13 protein-coding genes are annotated in these 16,904 nt (G+C 69.1%); 4 read left to right on the top strand and 9 right to left on the bottom strand.

All coding sequences use genetic code 11. From position 1 onward, the window contains the following. Positions 1-122: 122 nt before the first annotated feature. The 3 genes from AB5J50_RS36255 to thyX all read right to left on the bottom strand — a co-directional run bounded on the left by AB5J50_RS36255 (position 123) and on the right by thyX (position 3,796). Entirely contained in the window at positions 123-1,808 is a 1,686-nt protein-coding gene (locus tag AB5J50_RS36255) for a ribonuclease J (RefSeq protein ID WP_330307688.1), read from the bottom strand. Between the two features lie 137 nt (positions 1,809-1,945). After that, complete coding sequence (dapA, locus tag AB5J50_RS36250) at positions 1,946-2,845, bottom strand: 4-hydroxy-tetrahydrodipicolinate synthase (protein WP_327432154.1); 900 nt, start codon at positions 2,843-2,845, stop codon at positions 1,946-1,948. A gap of 210 nt (positions 2,846-3,055) precedes the next feature. After that, positions 3,056-3,796, bottom strand: a complete 741-nt coding sequence (gene thyX / locus AB5J50_RS36245; protein ID WP_327432153.1) for an FAD-dependent thymidylate synthase — start codon at positions 3,794-3,796, stop codon at positions 3,056-3,058. Between the two features lie 262 nt (positions 3,797-4,058). Between thyX and AB5J50_RS36240 the strand changes: the two genes are divergently transcribed. Continuing rightward, positions 4,059-4,298, top strand: a complete 240-nt coding sequence (locus tag AB5J50_RS36240) for a hypothetical protein (protein ID WP_327432152.1) — start codon at positions 4,059-4,061, stop codon at positions 4,296-4,298. A gap of 90 nt (positions 4,299-4,388) precedes the next feature. After that, positions 4,389-4,946: a hypothetical protein gene (locus tag AB5J50_RS36235; protein ID WP_369262737.1), complete on the top strand. Its 558-nt coding sequence runs from the start codon at positions 4,389-4,391 to the stop codon at positions 4,944-4,946. Between the two features lie 100 nt (positions 4,947-5,046). Here AB5J50_RS36235 and AB5J50_RS36230 read toward each other — a convergent pair whose 3' ends face one another. The 5 genes from AB5J50_RS36230 to rpsO form a co-directional block, all read right to left on the bottom strand. After that, complete coding sequence (locus AB5J50_RS36230) at positions 5,047-5,499, bottom strand: hypothetical protein (protein WP_327432150.1); 453 nt, start codon at positions 5,497-5,499, stop codon at positions 5,047-5,049. 31 nt (positions 5,500-5,530) lie between these two features. Continuing rightward, a complete protein-coding gene (gene dapB / locus AB5J50_RS36225) occupies positions 5,531-6,283 on the bottom strand; it encodes a 4-hydroxy-tetrahydrodipicolinate reductase (protein ID WP_327432149.1) in 753 nt (250 codons plus the stop codon). Positions 6,284-6,331: 48 nt separating this feature from the next. After that, complete coding sequence (locus AB5J50_RS36220) at positions 6,332-7,711, bottom strand: M16 family metallopeptidase (protein ID WP_369262735.1); 1,380 nt, start codon at positions 7,709-7,711, stop codon at positions 6,332-6,334. After that, positions 7,708-9,924 carry a polyribonucleotide nucleotidyltransferase gene (locus tag AB5J50_RS36215; RefSeq protein ID WP_369262734.1) on the bottom strand — a complete coding sequence of 739 codons (2,217 nt, stop codon included), beginning with the start codon at positions 9,922-9,924 and terminating at the stop codon, positions 7,708-7,710. The genes AB5J50_RS36220 and AB5J50_RS36215 overlap by 4 nt, the downstream gene beginning before the upstream one ends. Before the next feature lie 363 nt (positions 9,925-10,287). Beyond that, a complete protein-coding gene (gene rpsO / locus AB5J50_RS36210) occupies positions 10,288-10,575 on the bottom strand; it encodes a 30S ribosomal protein S15 (protein ID WP_037741887.1) in 288 nt (95 codons plus the stop codon). A gap of 265 nt (positions 10,576-10,840) precedes the next feature. On the opposite strand from rpsO, the gene AB5J50_RS36205 reads away from it, so the two are divergent. Next, a complete protein-coding gene (locus AB5J50_RS36205) occupies positions 10,841-11,137 on the top strand; it encodes a DUF397 domain-containing protein (RefSeq protein ID WP_330307680.1) in 297 nt (98 codons plus the stop codon). Between the two features lie 98 nt (positions 11,138-11,235). On the opposite strand, the gene AB5J50_RS36200 is transcribed toward AB5J50_RS36205, so the two are convergent. After that, on the bottom strand, positions 11,236-12,642 hold the full coding sequence (locus tag AB5J50_RS36200; protein WP_369262733.1) for a PQQ-binding-like beta-propeller repeat protein: 1,407 nt from the start codon (positions 12,640-12,642) through the stop codon (positions 11,236-11,238). 477 nt (positions 12,643-13,119) lie between these two features. Here AB5J50_RS36200 and AB5J50_RS36195 point away from each other — a divergent pair, with 477 nt between their 5' ends. Then, a complete protein-coding gene (locus tag AB5J50_RS36195) occupies positions 13,120-16,644 on the top strand; it encodes an SCO5717 family growth-regulating ATPase (protein WP_369262732.1) in 3,525 nt (1,174 codons plus the stop codon). Positions 16,645-16,904: the final 260 nt, after the last annotated feature.

Genomic DNA, 16,904 nt, shown 5'->3' with positions numbered 1-16,904 from the left:
CGGGGTGGTCCAGGCACACGGTTGTGCTGGGTTCCCGTTCAGGTGGAGACGTAAACGTACTGGAGCGGGGAGCCTCGATGCAAATCGAGGCTCCCCGCTCCGGAGTTGGCGCGTGCGAGGGGTCAGACCTCGACGACGACCGGGAGGATCATCGGGCGTCGGCGGTAGTTGTCCGAGACCCACTTGCCCAGCGTGCGGCGGATGAGCTGCTGCATCTGGTGGGGCTCGACGACGCCGTCCTGGGCCGACTTCTCCAGGACTTCCCTGACCCTCGGGATGACGTCCCCGAAGGCGGAGTCGTCGATGCCGGAACCCCGGGCCTGGACGTGCGGGCCGCCGGTGATCTTGCCGGTGCTGGAGTCCATCACCACGAAGACCGAGATGATGCCCTCGTCACCGAGGATCTTGCGGTCCTTGAGCGCGGGCTCGCCGACGTCGCCGACCGAGAGGCCGTCGACATACACGTATCCCGCCTGGACCTTGCCGGAGATCTTGGCCTTGCCCTCGATGAGGTCGACGACGACGCCGTCCTCGGCGATGACGATGCGGTCGTGCGGGACGCCAGTGAGGGCGCCGAGCTCGGCGTTGGCCCGAAGGTGGCGCCATTCGCCGTGGACCGGCATCAGGTTCCGCGGCTTGCAGATGTTGTAGAAGTACAGGAGCTCGCCCGCGGAGGCGTGGCCGGAGACGTGCACCTTGGCGTTGCCCTTGTGGACGACGTTCGCGCCCCAGCGGGTCAGGCCGTTGATGACGCGGTAGACCGCGTTCTCGTTGCCGGGGATCAGGGACGACGCCAGGATCACCGTGTCGCCCTGGACGATCCGGATCTGGTGGTCGCGGTTGGCCATCCTCGACAGGGCCGCCATCGGCTCGCCCTGGGAACCCGTGCAGACGAGCACGATCTGGTGGTCCGGGAGGTCGTCCAGCGTCTTGACGTCGACCACCAGGCCCGGCGGGACCTTGAGGTAGCCGAGATCCCGTGCGATGCCCATGTTGCGGACCATCGAGCGGCCGACGAAGGCGACCCGGCGGCCGTACTCATGAGCCGCGTCCAGGATCTGCTGGATGCGGTGGACGTGGCTGGCGAAGCTCGCCACGATGATCCGCTTGTGTGCGCCGGCGAAGACCTGGCGCAGCACGTTCGAGATGTCGCGCTCGGGCGGGACGAAGCCCGGGACCTCGGCGTTCGTGGAGTCCGAGAGAAGGAGGTCGATGCCCTCCTCGCTCAGCCGTGCGAAGGCGTGCAGGTCCGTGAGGCGGCGGTCCAGCGGGAGCTGGTCCATCTTGAAGTCGCCGGTGTGGACCACCATGCCCGCAGGGGTGCGGATGGCGACCGCGAGGGCGTCCGGGATGGAGTGGTTGACCGCGACGAACTCGCAGTCGAAGGGGCCGATGCGCTCGCGATGACCCTCGGCCACCTCAAGCGTGTACGGCCGGATGCGGTGCTCCTGGAGCTTCGCCTCGATCAGGGCGAGGGTCAGCTTGGAGCCGATCAGCGGGATGTCCGGCTTCTCGCGGAGAAGGAACGGGACACCGCCGATGTGGTCCTCGTGGCCATGCGTGAGGACGATGCCCTCGATGTCGTCGAGGCGGTCCCTGATGGACGTGAAGTCCGGCAGGATCAGGTCGATTCCGGGCTGCTCCTCCTCTGGGAAGAGCACTCCGCAGTCGACGATCAACAAGCGACCGCCGTACTCGAAGACGGTCATGTTTCGGCCGATTTCACCGAGGCCGCCGAGCGGGGTGACCCGCAGGCCACCCTTCGGAAGCACCGGCGGTGCGCCGAGTTCAGGATGCGGATGACTCAAAAGACTCTCCTCACCACGCGCGCCACGTACCTGGCAAGGCACGTGGCGCGCGTGACGTTCGTGCAGTAGCAGTTGTCTGTGTGGGGTGCAGGCCGGTGGCCTGCGGGGTCTTACGTATTCAGTTGTGAAGTCTGTGGCTAGAGCTCTACCCCGCCGGCGGCAAGATCGATCTTGAGCTGGGCGGTCTCCTCGGGCGACAGCTCGACCATCGGGGCGCGCAGCGGTCCGGCGGGCAGGCCCTGGAGGGCGAGCGCGGCCTTGGTCGTCATGACGCCCTGGGTGCGGAACATGCCGGTGAAGACGGGGAGCAGCTTCTGGTGGATCTCGGTCGCCTTCTGCACGTCACCCGAGACATACGCGTCGAGCATGGCACGCAGCTCCGGGGTGACGACATGGCCCACGACGGAGACGAAGCCGACCGCACCCACGGAGAGCAGCGGCAGGTTCAGCATGTCGTCGCCGGAGTACCAGGCGAGGCCGGAGCGGGCGATGGCCCAGCTGGCCCGGCCGAGGTCTCCCTTGGCGTCCTTGTTCGCGACGATACGCGGGTGGTCGGCGAGCCGCACCAGTGTTTCGGTGCTGATCGGTACGCCGCTGCGGCCGGGGATGTCGTAGAGCATCACCGGCAGTTCGGTCGCGTCGGCGATGGCCGTGAAGTGCCGGTAGAGGCCCTCCTGCGGGGGCTTGTTGTAGTACGGCGTCACGGTCAGCAGGCCGTGCGCGCCGGTCTTCTCGGCGGCGCGGGCCAGTTCGATGCTGTGGTGGGTGTCGTTCGTACCGACGCCGGCGACGATGTGGGCTCGGTCGCCCACCGCCTCCAGTACGGCTCGTACGAGATCCGATTTCTCCGCGTCGCTGGTGGTCGGGGACTCACCGGTGGTGCCGTTGATGATCAGGCCGTCGTTGCCTGCGTCCACCAGGTGGGTAGCGAGCCGCTGAGCGCCGTCGAGGTCGAGTGCGCCGTCCGCCGTGAAGGGCGTGACCATGGCGGTGAGGACCCGCCCGAAGGGGGTCTGCGGAGTGGAGGTCGGAGCCATGGGTAACACGCTACTCGCTGCTCAACACGTGGTCTGCCCTCGGGGGACACGACAAAGCACGACAAATGTGGAGCCCGGCACTGCCTGCTCGGGGGTTCAAGCAGTGCCGGGTCCGTTTGATCAGGCTAGATGAACTTCTCGAAATGCCGCAATACGGACACTTCGCTCGGCTGATCCGTACATCAGTGCCGGAAGGCGTGCGGAAGCGCGCTAGGGCGCCACGCGCCCGTTGCCGTTGAAGGCCGCGTACGTGAGCGGCATGAGCTTGGCCCACTCCGCTTCCATCTTCTCCCCGACCATCTCGATCTCGCGCTGCGGGAAGGACGGGACTTTGGCCAGCTCATGCTGGGTGCGCAGGCCGAGGAAGTGCATCAGCGAGCGTGCGTTGCACGTGGCGTACATCGAGGAGAAGAGGCCGACCGGCAGGACCGCACGGGCGACCTCGCGGGCTACACCGGCGGCGAGCATCTCCTGGTACGCCTCGTACGCCTGTCGGTATGAGTCCTCCATCACACGGCCCGTGAGCTCCTGCTGGGCCTGGGTGCCCTCCACGAAGACGTACTTGCCGGGGCGGCCCTCCTGGACCAGCTTGCGGGACTCGTCCGGGACGTAGAAGACGGGCTCGAGCTCCCTGTACCGACCCGATTCCTCGTTGTACGACCAGCCCACGCGGTGCCGCATGAACTCGCGGAAGACGAAGATCGGGGCACTGATGAAGAACGTCATCGAGTTGTGCTCGAAGGGGCTGCCGTGCCGGTCCCGCATCAGGTAGTTGATCAGGCCCTTGGAACGCTCCGGGTCCTTCTTCAGCTCGTCCAGGGACTGCTCCCCGGCGGTGGAGACACGGGCGGCGAACAGCACATCGGCGTCGGACGCCGTGTGCTTGATCAGCTCGACGGTGACATCGCTGCGGAAGCTGGGCTTGAGGTCGTCGGCGGGGGTGTCGGTCACGGTGCGCAGGGTCCTTCCCATCACAGGCTCGGGCGGCGCCCACTCTACGGCCCGGCACTGACAACGGGGCGTTCGGTACCTTGCCGCGACATTCGTCGGCGAACTTCTGCGAATTCGGTGATTCCGGGCACCTCTTGGGGCATTCGCTCGTCTGTATTGGTGACGGCGATTTCGTTCGAGCCGCCGTCACCAGACACCAGATCCACGGGTCCATAGGCCCATAGATCCATCGCTACGAGTCTCCTGAGGAGAAGCAGCCCCCATGTTCCGTCGGCGCGAGCCCGTCCCGTTCGCCTTCATCGCCGAAGCCGACCAGTTCCGCAGCAATGTCGCACCGCCGCCGCGCGAGCGTGCGTCCGCCGGGCAGATAGCCGGCCGGTGGCTCATAGGGCTCACCGTGGTCGCCGGGCTCGCCGGATCCTTGATCCTCGGCATGCCCGCCCTGTCACAGGATCAGTCACCTGCGAAGACGCAGCATTCCGAGGCGTCGGACGGCCGCTGACCCTTCCGGACCCCCAAGGGTGGTGAGCAGACACACGTCTCGATAGCCTCACCGGGCACAGCCCATGCATGGATTGAGTGAGGTTCAGTCGTGCCCCTGCCCTTCCTGACGGCGGACCGCGCCTTTGACGAGGCGGCGGACGGTCTCGCGCTGCCGTTCGACGACCGTGACCGCTGGCGGCGTCCCTACCGGCCCGGACCGTGGCGGGTGGGCGCGGCAGCGCTCGTCCTGCTGCTCGCCTCGTACGTGCTCGTGGCCGCGGTGGTCATCGCGCTCACCGGGACCCTGACCGCGGCGGCGTCCTGTCTGGCCGGGGCCCTGGCGGCCATACTGTGCGCGCTGCGGCTGCTGCGCGTGGGCGTGTGGGTGAGCGCGCGTGGGCTGCGCCGGGTCGGCTTCTTCCTCACCCGTACGACGCCGTGGGAGCAGGTCGTCACGGTGCGGACGGTGCAGCAGCCGGTCCGCTGGCTGGGCCTGCCGCGCACCGTTCAGGGACAGGCGCTGGTCCTCGTACGCAAGGATCGCGCGCTTGACGCCGTGCCGCCGCTGCTGACCACGCACAACGCCGACTTCCTGGCCCGTACGGAAGCCTTCGACCGGGCCGCGGACGCCATCGAGGTGTGGGCGGACGAGTACCGGCGGAGCTGAGGCCCGTACGCCTCCCACGCACAGGAAAGGGGCCGGTCCGCATCACGCGGACCGGCCCCTTCCGTGTCACCACTTGAGCGCGTACGGCCCTCGGGTGCCCTCAGGCCTCCAGCGGCCTGCCCTCGCGCAGAGCGATGGCCCGCTGCATCGCCTTGCGGGCGCGCGGGGTGTCGCGGGCGTCGTGATAGGCGATCGCGAGGCGGAACCAGCTGCGCCAGTCGTCCGGGGCGTCCTCGGTCTCCGCCTTGCGCTTGGCGAAGACCTCGTCGGCGGAGTCACGGTCGATGCGGCCACCGGCGGTGCGCCTCAACTCGTCGACGGGCAGGCCGCCTTCGGCATCGAGCTCGGCGGCGAGCCGGTTGGCCTTCCGGACGAACTGGGTGTTCTTCCAGAGGAACCAGATGCCGATGACCGGCAGGATCAGCACCGCGACACCGAAGGTGACGGTGATCAGGGTGCCGTTCTGGATGAGCAGCACGCCGCGGCTGCCGACCAGGACGAAATAGACGACCAGGACGGCGGCCGTGACGGCGTAGGTGATCTTCGCGCGCATGTCTGCCAGCTATCTGTGTCCGTGCCTCGGCTCAGCCGAGGTCCAGGAAGTGTTCCAGGCCGAAGGTGAGGCCCGGCGTGGTCACCACTCGGCGTACGCCGAGCAGGATGCCCGGCATGAAGCTGCTGTGGTGGAGGGAGTCGTGGCGGATGGTGAGGGTCTCGCCCTCGCCGCCGAGCAGGACCTCCTGGTGGGCCAGCAGACCGCGCAGGCGGACCGCGTGCACCGGCACCCCGTCGACGTTCGCGCCACGGGCGCCGTCCAGGCCCGTCACCGTGGCGTCGGGCTGCGGGGCGCTGCCCGCGCGCTCCCGGGCCGCCGCGATGAGCTGAGCGGTGCGGGTGGCGGTGCCGCTGGGGGCGTCCACCTTGTTCGGGTGGTGCAGTTCGACGACCTCGACGGACTCGAAGTACGGCGCGGCCACCTCGGCGAACTTCATGGTCAGTACGGCCCCGATGGAGAAGTTGGGCGCGATGAGCACGCCTGTCTCCGGGGACGCTGCCAGCGAGGTGTTGAGCTGCGCCAGACGCTCGTCGGTCCAGCCCGTCGTACCGACCACCGCGTGGATGCCGTGGCGCACGCAGAAGTCGAGGTTGCCCATGACGGAGGCCGGCGTGGTCAGTTCGACGACGACCTGGGCGCCCGCGTCGACCAGCGTCTCCAGTTTGTCGCCCCGGCCGAGCGCGGCCACCAGCTCCATGTCCTCGGCGGCCACGACGGCTCGTACCGCCTCGGCTCCGATGCGGCCCTTGGCACCGAGGACCGCCACGCGCAGCTTGCTCATTGCTTCGTTCCTTACAGAGACCTTGCAGAGACCTTGCGGAGAAAGGAGTTACGCGACCGCGTCGTGCAGCCGCGACGCCTGCTTGTCCTTGAGCGGGCCGATCACCGACAGCGAGGGCCGCTGTCCCAGGATGTCGCGGGCGACCTCGCGGACCTCGTCCGGGGTGACCGACGCTATCCGGGTCAGCATGTCGTCGACGGACATCTGCTCGCCCCAGCACAGCTCGCTCTTGCCGATACGGTTCATCAGCGCACTGGTGTCCTCCAGGCCGAGGACGGTGGACCCCTGGAGCTGGCCGATGGCGCGGCCGATCTCGTCATCCGAGAGGCTGTGCTCGGCGACCTGGTCGAGCTCGTCGCGGCAGAGCTTGAGCACGTCGTGGACCTGGCTGGGACGGCAGCCGGCGTACACGCCGAAGAGGCCGCAGTCGGCGAAGCCCGAGGTGTACGAGTACACGCTGTAGGCCAGGCCGCGCTTCTCGCGGACCTCCTGGAAGAGGCGGGAGGACATGCCGCCGCCGAGGGCGGTGTTCAGGACGCCCAGGGCCCAGCGGCGCTCGTCGGTGCGGGCCAGGCCCGGCATGCCGAGGACGATGTGGGCCTGCTCGGTCTTGCGGCCGAGCAGTTCGACGCGGCCCGCGGTGCGGATGGCGCGGCTGCCGTCGCGCGGGGCGATCGGCTCGGCGACGGCCTCCTTGAAGGCGCCCGCCTTCTCGAAGGCGGCGCGGACCTGGCGTACGACCTTGTTGTGGTCGACGTTGCCCGCGCAGGCCACGACCAGGTGTGTCGGGTCGTAGTGCTTCTTGTAGAAGCGGCGGATGCGGTCGGCGGTGAGGCCGTTGACCGTGTCGACCGTGCCGAGGACCGGGCGGCCGAGGGGGGTGTCGCCGAGCATGGTGTGCGCGAACAGGTCGTGCACACAGTCGCCCGGGTCGTCCTCGGTCATCGCGATCTCTTCGAGGATCGCGCCGCGCTCGACGTTGACGTCCTCCTCGACGATGAGTGAGCCGGTCAGCATGTCGCAGACGACGTCGATGGCGAGCGGCAGGTCGTTGTCGAGCACGCGCGCGTAGTAGCACGTGTACTCCTTCGCCGTGAACGCGTTCATCTCGCCGCCGACCGCATCGATGGCGGAGGAGATGTCCAGGGCGGACCTGCGCTGCGTGCCCTTGAAGAGCAGGTGCTCCAGGTAGTGCGTCGCGCCGTTCAGGGTCGGCGTCTCGTCGCGGGAGCCGACGTGCGCCCAGATGCCGAAGGTCGCGGAGCGGACCGAGGGCAGGGTCTCGGTGACGATGCGCAGGCCGCCCGGGAGGGTGGTCTTGCGGACCGTACCGATGCCGTTCTGGCCCTTGACGAGGGTTTGGGTACGGGCGACGGCCCGCGCCTCCGAAGAGGTGCGGGCCGTCGCCGTGGAGCTACGAGACGTCACTTGTCGGTGTCGTCCTTCTTGTCGTCGCCCTCTTCGCCCTCGATCACGGGGATCAGGGAGAGCTTGCCGCGGGAGTCGATCTCGGCGATCTCGACCTGGACCTTGGCGCCCACACCGAGTACGTCCTCGACGTTCTCCACGCGCTTGCCGCCGGCGAGCTTGCGGATCTGCGAGATGTGCAGCAGACCGTCCTTGCCCGGGAGCAGCGACACGAACGCACCGAAGGTCGTCGTCTTCACGACGGTGCCCAGGTAGCGCTCGCCGACCTCCGGCATGGTCGGGTTGGCGATCGAGTTGATCGTGGCGCGCGCGGCCTCGGCCTGCGAACCCTGGGCGGCACCGATGTAGATGGTGCCGTCGTCCTCGATCGTGATGTCGGCGCCGGTGTCCTCCTGGATCTGGTTGATCATCTTGCCCTTGGGGCCGATGACCTCACCGATCTTGTCCACGGGGATCTTGACGGTGATGATCCGCGGGGCGTTGGGGGACATCTCGTCCGGCGTGTCGATCGCTTCCATCATCACGTCGAGGATGTGGAGGCGGGCGTCGCGGGCCTGCTTGAGGGCCGCGGCCAGGACGGAGGCCGGGATGCCGTCCAGCTTGGTGTCGAGCTGGAGGGCGGTCACGAACTCCTTGGTGCCGGCGACCTTGAAGTCCATGTCACCGAACGCGTCCTCCGCACCGAGGATGTCGGTGAGGGCGACGTAGTGCGTCTGGCCGTCGATCTCCTGGGAGATCAGACCCATGGCGATACCGGCGACGGGGGCCTTCAGCGGCACACCGGCGTTCAGCAGCGACATGGTGGAGGCGCAGACCGAGCCCATGGACGTCGAGCCGTTGGAGCCGAGGGCCTCGGACACCTGACGGATCGCGTAGGGGAACTCCTCGCGGGACGGCAGGACCGGCACGATCGCGCGCTCGGCGAGCGCGCCGTGGCCGATCTCGCGGCGCTTCGGGGAGCCGACGCGGCCGGTCTCACCGACGGAGTACGGCGGGAAGTTGTAGTTGTGCATGTAGCGCTTGCGGGTCACCGGGGAAAGGGTGTCCAGCTGCTGCTCCATACGGAGCATGTTGAGGGTGGTGACGCCCAGGATCTGAGTCTCGCCACGCTCGAACAGCGCCGAGCCGTGCACGCGCGGGATGGCCTCGACCTCGGCGGCCAGCGTACGGATGTCCGTGACGCCGCGGCCGTCGATGCGGACCTTGTCCTTGATGACGCGCTCGCGGACCAGCTTCTTGGTCAGCGCGCGGTAGGCGGCGGAGATCTCCTTCTCGCGGCCCTCGAAGGCCGGGAGGAGCTTCTCGGCGGCGATCTCCTTGACGCGGTCCAGCTCGGCCTCGCGGTCCTGCTTGCCGGCGATGGTGAGCGCCTGGGACAGCTCGCTCTTGACCGCGGCGGTCAGGGCCTCCAGGACGTCGTCCTGGTAGTCGAGGAAGACCGGGAACTCGCCGGTCGGCTTGGCGGCCTTGGCGGCGAGGTCGGCCTGGGCCTTGCAGAGCACCTTGATGAAGGGCTTTGCGGCGTCCAGACCGGCGGCGACGACCTCCTCGGTCGGCGCCTCGGCGCCGCCCGCGACCAGCTGGATGGTCTTGTCGGTGGCCTCGGCCTCGACCATCATGATCGCGACGTCGCCGTCCTCCAGGGCGCGGCCCGCGACGACCATGTCGAAGACGGCGTCCTCGAGCTCGGTGTGCGTCGGGAACGCGACCCACTGGCCGTTGATCAGCGCGACGCGGACGCCGCCGACCGGGCCGGAGAAGGGCAGACCGGCCAGCTGCGTGGACGCGGACGCGGCGTTGATCGCCACGACGTCGTACAGGTGGTCGGGGTTGAGCGCCATGATCGTCGCGACGACCTGGATCTCGTTGCGCAGGCCCTTCTTGAAGGACGGGCGCAGCGGACGGTCGATGAGGCGACAGGTGAGGATGGCGTCCTCGGAGGGACGGCCCTCGCGGCGGAAGAAGCTGCCGGGGATCTTGCCGGCGGCGTACATCCGCTCCTCGACGTCCACCGTGAGGGGGAAGAAGTCGAGCTGGTCCTTGGGCTTCTTGGAGGCGGTGGTGGCCGACAGCACCATGGTGTCGTCGTCCAGGTACGCCACGGCGGAACCTGCGGCCTGCTTGGCCAGGCGGCCCGTCTCGAAGCGGATGGTGCGGGTGCCGAAGGAACCGTTGTCGATAACGGCCTCGGCGTAGTGGGTCTCGTTCTCCACTAGCGTTTTCTCCTCGTCTTCGTCCCGTCCTGCCCGTGTGGCAGGGGGACGGTGGCGGAGAGGCGCTCCTTCTGGTGCGGGCCGGTCTTCGATCGAAGCACCCGGGTTCGCAATCCCCCGGGGGCCACTACCGAGGACCGGCGGCGGCGAGGTGCGCGTCTCCTCGTTCGTTGTCGTGACGGTGCCCTACCCGGCGGGTACGGCGTCGTCACGCTGTGTCGTACGTGCTGCGTCCTGCGTATTGCGTTGTGCTACCACAGTACAAAGCGTCAGTGACACTCCGCACGTACAGAGCACTGACAGCAGCACGTACAGCAAAAGGAGCGGCTCCCAAGAAGTGGGAACCGCTCCCTTCACGGCGTCTTACTTGGCGCCCGCCGCACCGCGGCGGATGCCCAGGCGGTCGACCAGCGCACGGAAGCGCTGGATGTCCTTCTTGGCCAGGTACTGCAGCAGCCGGCGGCGCTGACCGACCAGGATCAGCAGACCACGACGGGAGTGGTGGTCGTGCTTGTGGGTCTTGAGGTGCTCGGTCAGGTCCGAGATGCGGCGCGAGAGCATGGCGACCTGGACCTCGGGGGAGCCGGTGTCGCCCTCCTTCTGACCGAACTCGCTGATGATCTGCTTCTTCGTAGCGGCGTCGAGCGACACGCGTACTCCTCGTAGTCTCTGAGTAGCCACCGAGTGCCCCTGGTCCACATCTCAGGGGAGCTTCCGTTACTCGGGAGGCGGGGATCCGCTGGGCGCGGCCTCCAGAGCGGTGAGCTCCAGGGGTGCGTACACAAACGGCCGTCACACAGCGTACCAGCCTGGGCGGACGCGTCCGCCCGGGTCTCCGAACCTGCCGAAGGCCACCGACCTGGCCACTAGTGTGACCGCACAGGTCATTCGTACGTGGGGAAGGGGCCGCCGGAACATGGCCGAGGAAACGGACAAGGACGTCAAGGCGCGCAAGGAGCGGGAGAAGGACGAGCTCTACGCCCTCGACATCTCGGGCGTCGAATGGCACAGCGCGCCGGGCACGGAGGAGCACGAGGAGCGGGTCGAGATCGCTTATCTGCCCGAGGGCGCGGTGGCCATGCGTTCGTCCCTCGACCCGGACACGGTCCTGCGGTACACGGAGGCCGAGTGGCGGGCCTTCGTGCTGGGGGCCCGGGACGGGGAGTTCGATCTGGAGCCGGCGCCGCACAATGGCGGGCTCGTGGCGGAGTAGGCACGACGGAGACGGCAACGGAGACGGCAGCAGAGCGGGAACGGTAAGGGGCCGACGCGGACAGTTCTCCGCGTCGGCCCCTTATTGCGTGTGTCGTGTCAGTGGAAGCTTCCGATGGCCACCGCGGCCAGTACCGGGTCGTCCGGGTGCCCGGAGGGCGCCGAGAGCTGGCGGGGCGAGAAGAACGCCGTGCCGTGTTCGACGAGGATGTCGGACCATTCGGGGGTTTCCATGCGGGTGGCGTCGTCCGGCAGGTTGAAGAAGAGGAACGGCGTCTGCTTGCCCGTGGCGGGATCGATGCTCACGATGGCGGCCGGTCCGACGTTGTCGGAGCTCGGCCGGTAGGCCAGGAGCTTGCCCCCGCTCACCTTCACGGGCCAGAGCGGCTGCAGGGACCGTCCGTCGAACTTCCGCAGGGTCTTGCCCGTCTTCGCGTCGAACCCGGCGATCCAGTTCTCCGGCTGGCCGATGTCGCCGTCCGCCTTGCTCGCGACGAAGATCTTGCCGTCCCCGACGACCATCGCGTAGCAGTTCTCCATCACGCCGAAGTACTCCGTGCCGTCGGACGAGCTGCCGCACATCGGGTCGAAGCGTCCGCCCTGCATGGAGATCGTGGTGGCGTACCGGCCCTGGTCGTCGAGGGTGATCAGGTCGGTCACGCCGTAGTCACCGGCCCCGACGGCGAGCACCGGCGGGTCCGAGGAGGGCATGTAGACGCCCGTGAGCCCGTCCTTGAGCTTGTACGTCCATTGCGGCTTTCCGGTGGCGGGATCGAGCTTCTGCACCCGGTACGCGTGCGTGGACTCCTCGCCGCAGCGGAGCAGGACAAGAAGGCTGCGGCCGCCCGCGAAGCCCGTGTCCTCACAGGCGGAGACAGTGGTGCTCTTCCACAGCTGCTTGCCGTCGCTCATGCCGTAGGCCACGGACCCGTTGCCCCACGCCACCGCGACCGTGCCGCGCGCCATGGTCAGGTTCGTGTTCGTCACGTACGCGGTCTTCGCGTCCGGCATCGTCGCCGTCCACAGCTTCTTGCCGGTGTCGAGGTCGACGAAGACCACCTCGTCACACATGCTCTCGTCCTTGGTGCCCTTGCGCTTGGCGGGCTGGACGACGACGGCGGTGCGGCCGTCCGCGGTGACGTGCTTGGTGGTCGCGCAGATGTGGCCGTCCAGCTTGAGGGTCCACGCCGTCTCGCCGTCGGCCAGCTTGAAGCCCATGAGGCGGTTCCTGATGCCCTTGGCGAAGATCTTGTCGGTCGCCCAGGTGCCGGGGGCGTACCGGGTCTCGTCGTCCGGCAGCTTGTCCTCGCTGTACTCGACGAGGAGTTCGCCCTCGGGCGTGCTCGGGAGCTTCTCGACCGTCTCCCTGATGTCGTCGGGAGCCTGCGGAGCAGCCGTCGGCTTGCTGTTCGCCGGGGTGTTGTCGCCGGTCCCGTACATCAGAAGCCACCCGCCCACGCACAACACCACGACGAGTACGGCGGCCACGGCGCCGAACAGTCTCATGCGGCGCTGTCTTCGGTCGGTGTCCGCCGCCAACGCGGATTGGGTGTACGGAGAAGGAGGCGGGCCGAAGCTCACGCGCGGGAGTCCTTTCAGTGAAGGCCGTTCGGTCTCGGGGGAGCCCCCTACTATGCCCGCTCGTTGATCGTGTACATGCAGGGGGCAACGCGACTGTCTCGATAGCTTTGTTTGTCCGCTTTGGTGGTCAATAGTGGGCGTGCGTACGCCACTTCTGGGCAGGGTGTGACGTAGCGGGCAGTCGCGGTGGGGTGGACAGGCCTGCCGCAGTGACAGTCATGGTGATTAGGCTGGGACCGGGCGCGACGCCAGAACCCGTGGACGGGTCGGCCGCGTTCCAGGGGGAGCCGGGTCAATTCGGACGACCTCGAACGACTTCGGACGACTACGGGCGTCTACGGACGACAGAAGAACGGTCGCCCCGGCACGGCTTGAGGGTGCTCGACCACATCAGGAGGAATTGTGAACAGCGATCGGGACGGGATCCGCGGGGGCTGGGCCACACCCGGCGATGACCAGTCCGACGCGGAGTCCGCCGTCGAGACGACGGGCGAGTTCACCATCGACTACGCGCCGCCCGCCTGGTACACGCAGAACGCGTCGGGGAGTTCAGGGGATTCGGGGAACTCGGCGGATTCGGCGGATTCGGGAGTCGGGTCCTCGGAATCCGGGGCGGCGTCGGGGACTTCGGAAGCGGCTGCTCCTTCGGAGCCCCCGGCTGTGTCGGCTGGCTCGGCTTCGGAAACGCCTGCCGCTCCGGAGGCTTCGGTTCCGGTCAGCCCTGTGCTGCCTCCCGTGCCTGCGGCCGGCAGTCCCGTCGCGGTGCCCAAGTTGCCTGTGGGCAGCGGGTTCGAACCGGTGGCGGCTACGCCGGACGTGACGGAGCCGGAGACTCCGGCCGTGGCGCCGGTCGTGGCACCGGTCGCCGATGCGGGCAGTCCTACGGCTCTGCCGAACTTTCCCGTGAGTGGGTTTCAGGCCCAGTGGGCCCCTCCGGTCGCGCCGGTCGCGCCGGTCGCCGCTTCCGAAGAGGCGGAGTCCGGGAACGGGGACCTGGAGAGTGGCGCGACCATGCGGATCTCCGCTGTCGCCCTGAAGCGGGAGGTCGCGGAGCGGGCGGCTGCGGCCTCGGGGGCTCCGGAGGTTACGGAGGCGCCGGCTGAGCCTGAGGGCGAAGCCGTGGTCGAGTCCGAGTCTGTGGTCGAGGTCGAGGTCGAGGTCGAGTCTGCGGTCGAGGCCGGGGCGCAGTCGGTGGAGAGCTCCTCCGACGGTGATGACGTAGTAGCCGCGGGACGGGAAGAGACCGGGGCTGAAGTGGCCTCCCCAGCCGCGGATTCCGCCGATGAGTTGAGCGATGCCTCCGGGGAGGAGCACGTCGCCGACGTCGTGGAGCTGCGCCGCGCGGACGACGTCGACGCGGCCGCCGAGGTCAGCGATGCCGAGCCGCGGGACGACGTCAGCGATGCGGTGCCGCCGCAGGCCGCCGTGCACGACTCTGAGCCGGAGGATGCCGAGCCCCAGGGCGACGAGCCTCAGGACGCGGTGCCCGAGGCCGGGTCGGACGAACCCGAGGTCGTGCAGGACGCGCCCCCGGCCTGGGCTCCGCCGCCGCTGCCGCAGGGTGGGCTGCCGCCGTTGCCGCCCGCGTATCAGCCCGCGGCGCCCGCTCCCGCGGCCCAGTGGCCCGCATCCACGGAGCCAGCGGCTGCCGATCCCGTCCAGGCGCAGATTCCGGCACAGGCTCAGCCGCCGGTGGTGGCGCCGGGCCAGCCGTTCCAGCCGCCCGCACCGCAGCCGGGCCAGCCCTTCCAACTGCCCGCACCGCAGCCCGGCCAGCCTTTCCAGCCCCCCACGCCTCCGGCATGGCCCTCCTCCCCCAGCGCGCCTGTCTCGACGGATCCGGCTCAGGGGCCCGTGTCATCGCCCCCGCCCGCCTTCGAGAACCCGGTTCCGGTTCCGGCCCCGCGCACCGACGCTCCGGCACCGGCACCGCAGGGGAGTTACGGCTACCCGCAGCCTGGTGCTCCGACTCCGGGCCCCACCCCGCAGGGCGGCTACGGATTCCCGCAGCCCGGCACGCCGGCCCCGACGCAGGCCCCCGTTCCGGCCACCGAAGCACCCGCTCCCGCCCCGCACACCGACGCACCGGCACCGCAGGGAAGTTACGGCTTCCCGCACCCCAGCACCCCGGCTCCGAGCGTCACCCCGCAGGGCAGCTACGGATTCCCGCAGCCCAACATCCCTGCACCGACTCCGACCCCTGCCCCTGCCCCTGCCCCTGCCCCGGTCACCCCACCCGCACAGGGTTCCGGTTACGGATTCCCCCAGCAGCAGAGCGCCCCGGCTCCGGCTCCCTCCCAAGCGCAGCCTTCGCCCAACCCCTCTGCTCCGGGGCCCGGTTACGGCTTCCCCCAGTCGGCGACGCCCCCGGCGAACCCCGCGGCGCCGCAGCCCCCCGCCCCGCAGCAGGGATACGGTTTCCCGCCGCAGGCGCCCAACGCCCCGGCACCGCAGCCGGGTTACGCCTTCCCCCAGCAGCCCCCGGCCCCCGCGCAGGTGCCTCCGCCGTACCCGCAGCAGGCTCAGCCACAGCCGCAAGCGCAGCCGCAGCCGGGCCCCCAGCCCGTGCAGCAGCAGCCCGCGGCTCCCGTCGACCCCCGCACCGGGTCCGCCTGGCCGCAGCCCGTGCAGCACGACCAGCGCCAGCCCATCAACCCCGGTGCCGCCCCGCTCGGGTACACCGCCGCGGTGGAGCTGTCCTCCGACCGGCTGCTCAACAACAAGAAGCAGAAGGCGAAGAGCGGTCGGCCCGCGGCGGGCGGTGGCCGGTTCAAGCTCGGCGGGAAGAAGGAGGAGGCCGAGCGGCAGCGGAAGCTGGATCTGATCCGGACGCCGGTGCTGTCGTGCTACCGGATCGCCGTGATCAGCCTCAAGGGTGGCGTGGGCAAGACGACCACCACCACCGCGCTCGGCGCGACGCTCGCCACCGAGCGGCAGGACAAGATCCTCGCGATCGACGCCAACCCGGACGCCGGTACGCTCGGCCGCCGTGTGCGCCGCGAGACCGGCGCCACCATCCGTGACCTCGTCCAGGCGATCCCGTACCTCAACTCGTACATGGACATCCGGCGGTTCACCTCCCAGGCCCCGTCGGGTCTGGAGATCATCGCCAACGACGTCGACCCGGCCGTGTCCACGACCTTCAACGACGAGGACTACCGGCGCGCGATCGACGTTCTGGGCAAGCAGTACCCGATCATCCTGACCGACTCCGGTACGGGTCTGCTGTACAGCGCCATGCGCGGTGTGCTCGACCTCGCCGACCAGCTCATCATCATCTCGACGCCGTCGGTCGACGGTGCGAGCAGCGCCAGTACGACGCTGGACTGGCTGTCGGCGCACGGGTACGCGGATCTGGTCTCGCGGTCCATCACCGTCATCTCCGGAGTGCGTGAGACCGGCAAGATGATCAAGGTGGAGGACATCGTCAGCCACTTCGAGACCCGTTGCCGCGGTGTCGTGGTCGTGCCGTTCGACGAGCACCTGGCCGCGGGCGCCGAGGTCGACCTCGACATGATGCGGCCCAAGGTGCGAGAGGCGTACTTCAACCTCTCCGCGATGGTGGCCGAGGACATCGCACGGCACCAGCAGTCGCACGGGCTGTGGACGAACGACGGCAACCCGCCGCCGGTGGCCGCCCCGCCGATGCCGGGTCAGCAGTACATGCCGGGTCAGCCGGTCCCCGGGCAGCCGATTCCTGACCAGGTCCCGCAGCAGCCCCAGCAGCCGCAGCCCGGACAGCCGTACGCCCAGCCGGGACAGCCCTACCCCCAGCAGCCGGGTCAGCCCTATCCGCAGCCCGGTCAGGCATACCCCCAGCAGCCGCAGCCTCCGCAGGCGCAGCCCGGGCAGCCGTTCCAGCCGGGGCAGCCCTATCAGCCCCACCCGGGCCAGACTCCTCCCCCGCCGGCACCCCCTCAGCAGTAACCCGATCGGCTCAATCCGAGAGGCCGATTCCCGCGAAGGCCCGCACCGTCCCGAGACGGTGCGGGCCTTCGCGCGTCCAGGTGCGTTTCGAGCCGTCAGGCCTTCACCTGGGGTGCTTCACCGGTATGGACCAATGAGCGAAAAATGGCCGTCAACTCGTTATTTCCGCAGGCCACATGGGGTGCATGCGCCGTTGACGTGCGGAGACCGCCGCTGATAGACACACACATCAACCCCGCCGGCGTCACCCGATCAAGTCG

It is taken from the genome of Streptomyces sp. R35 (assembly GCF_041053035.1).
GTDB classification, from domain to species: domain Bacteria; phylum Actinomycetota; class Actinomycetes; order Streptomycetales; family Streptomycetaceae; genus Streptomyces; species Streptomyces lutosisoli.
The sequence above is the reverse complement of the archived record's forward strand: the minus strand, read 5'-3'. Positions and strand labels throughout refer to the sequence as shown.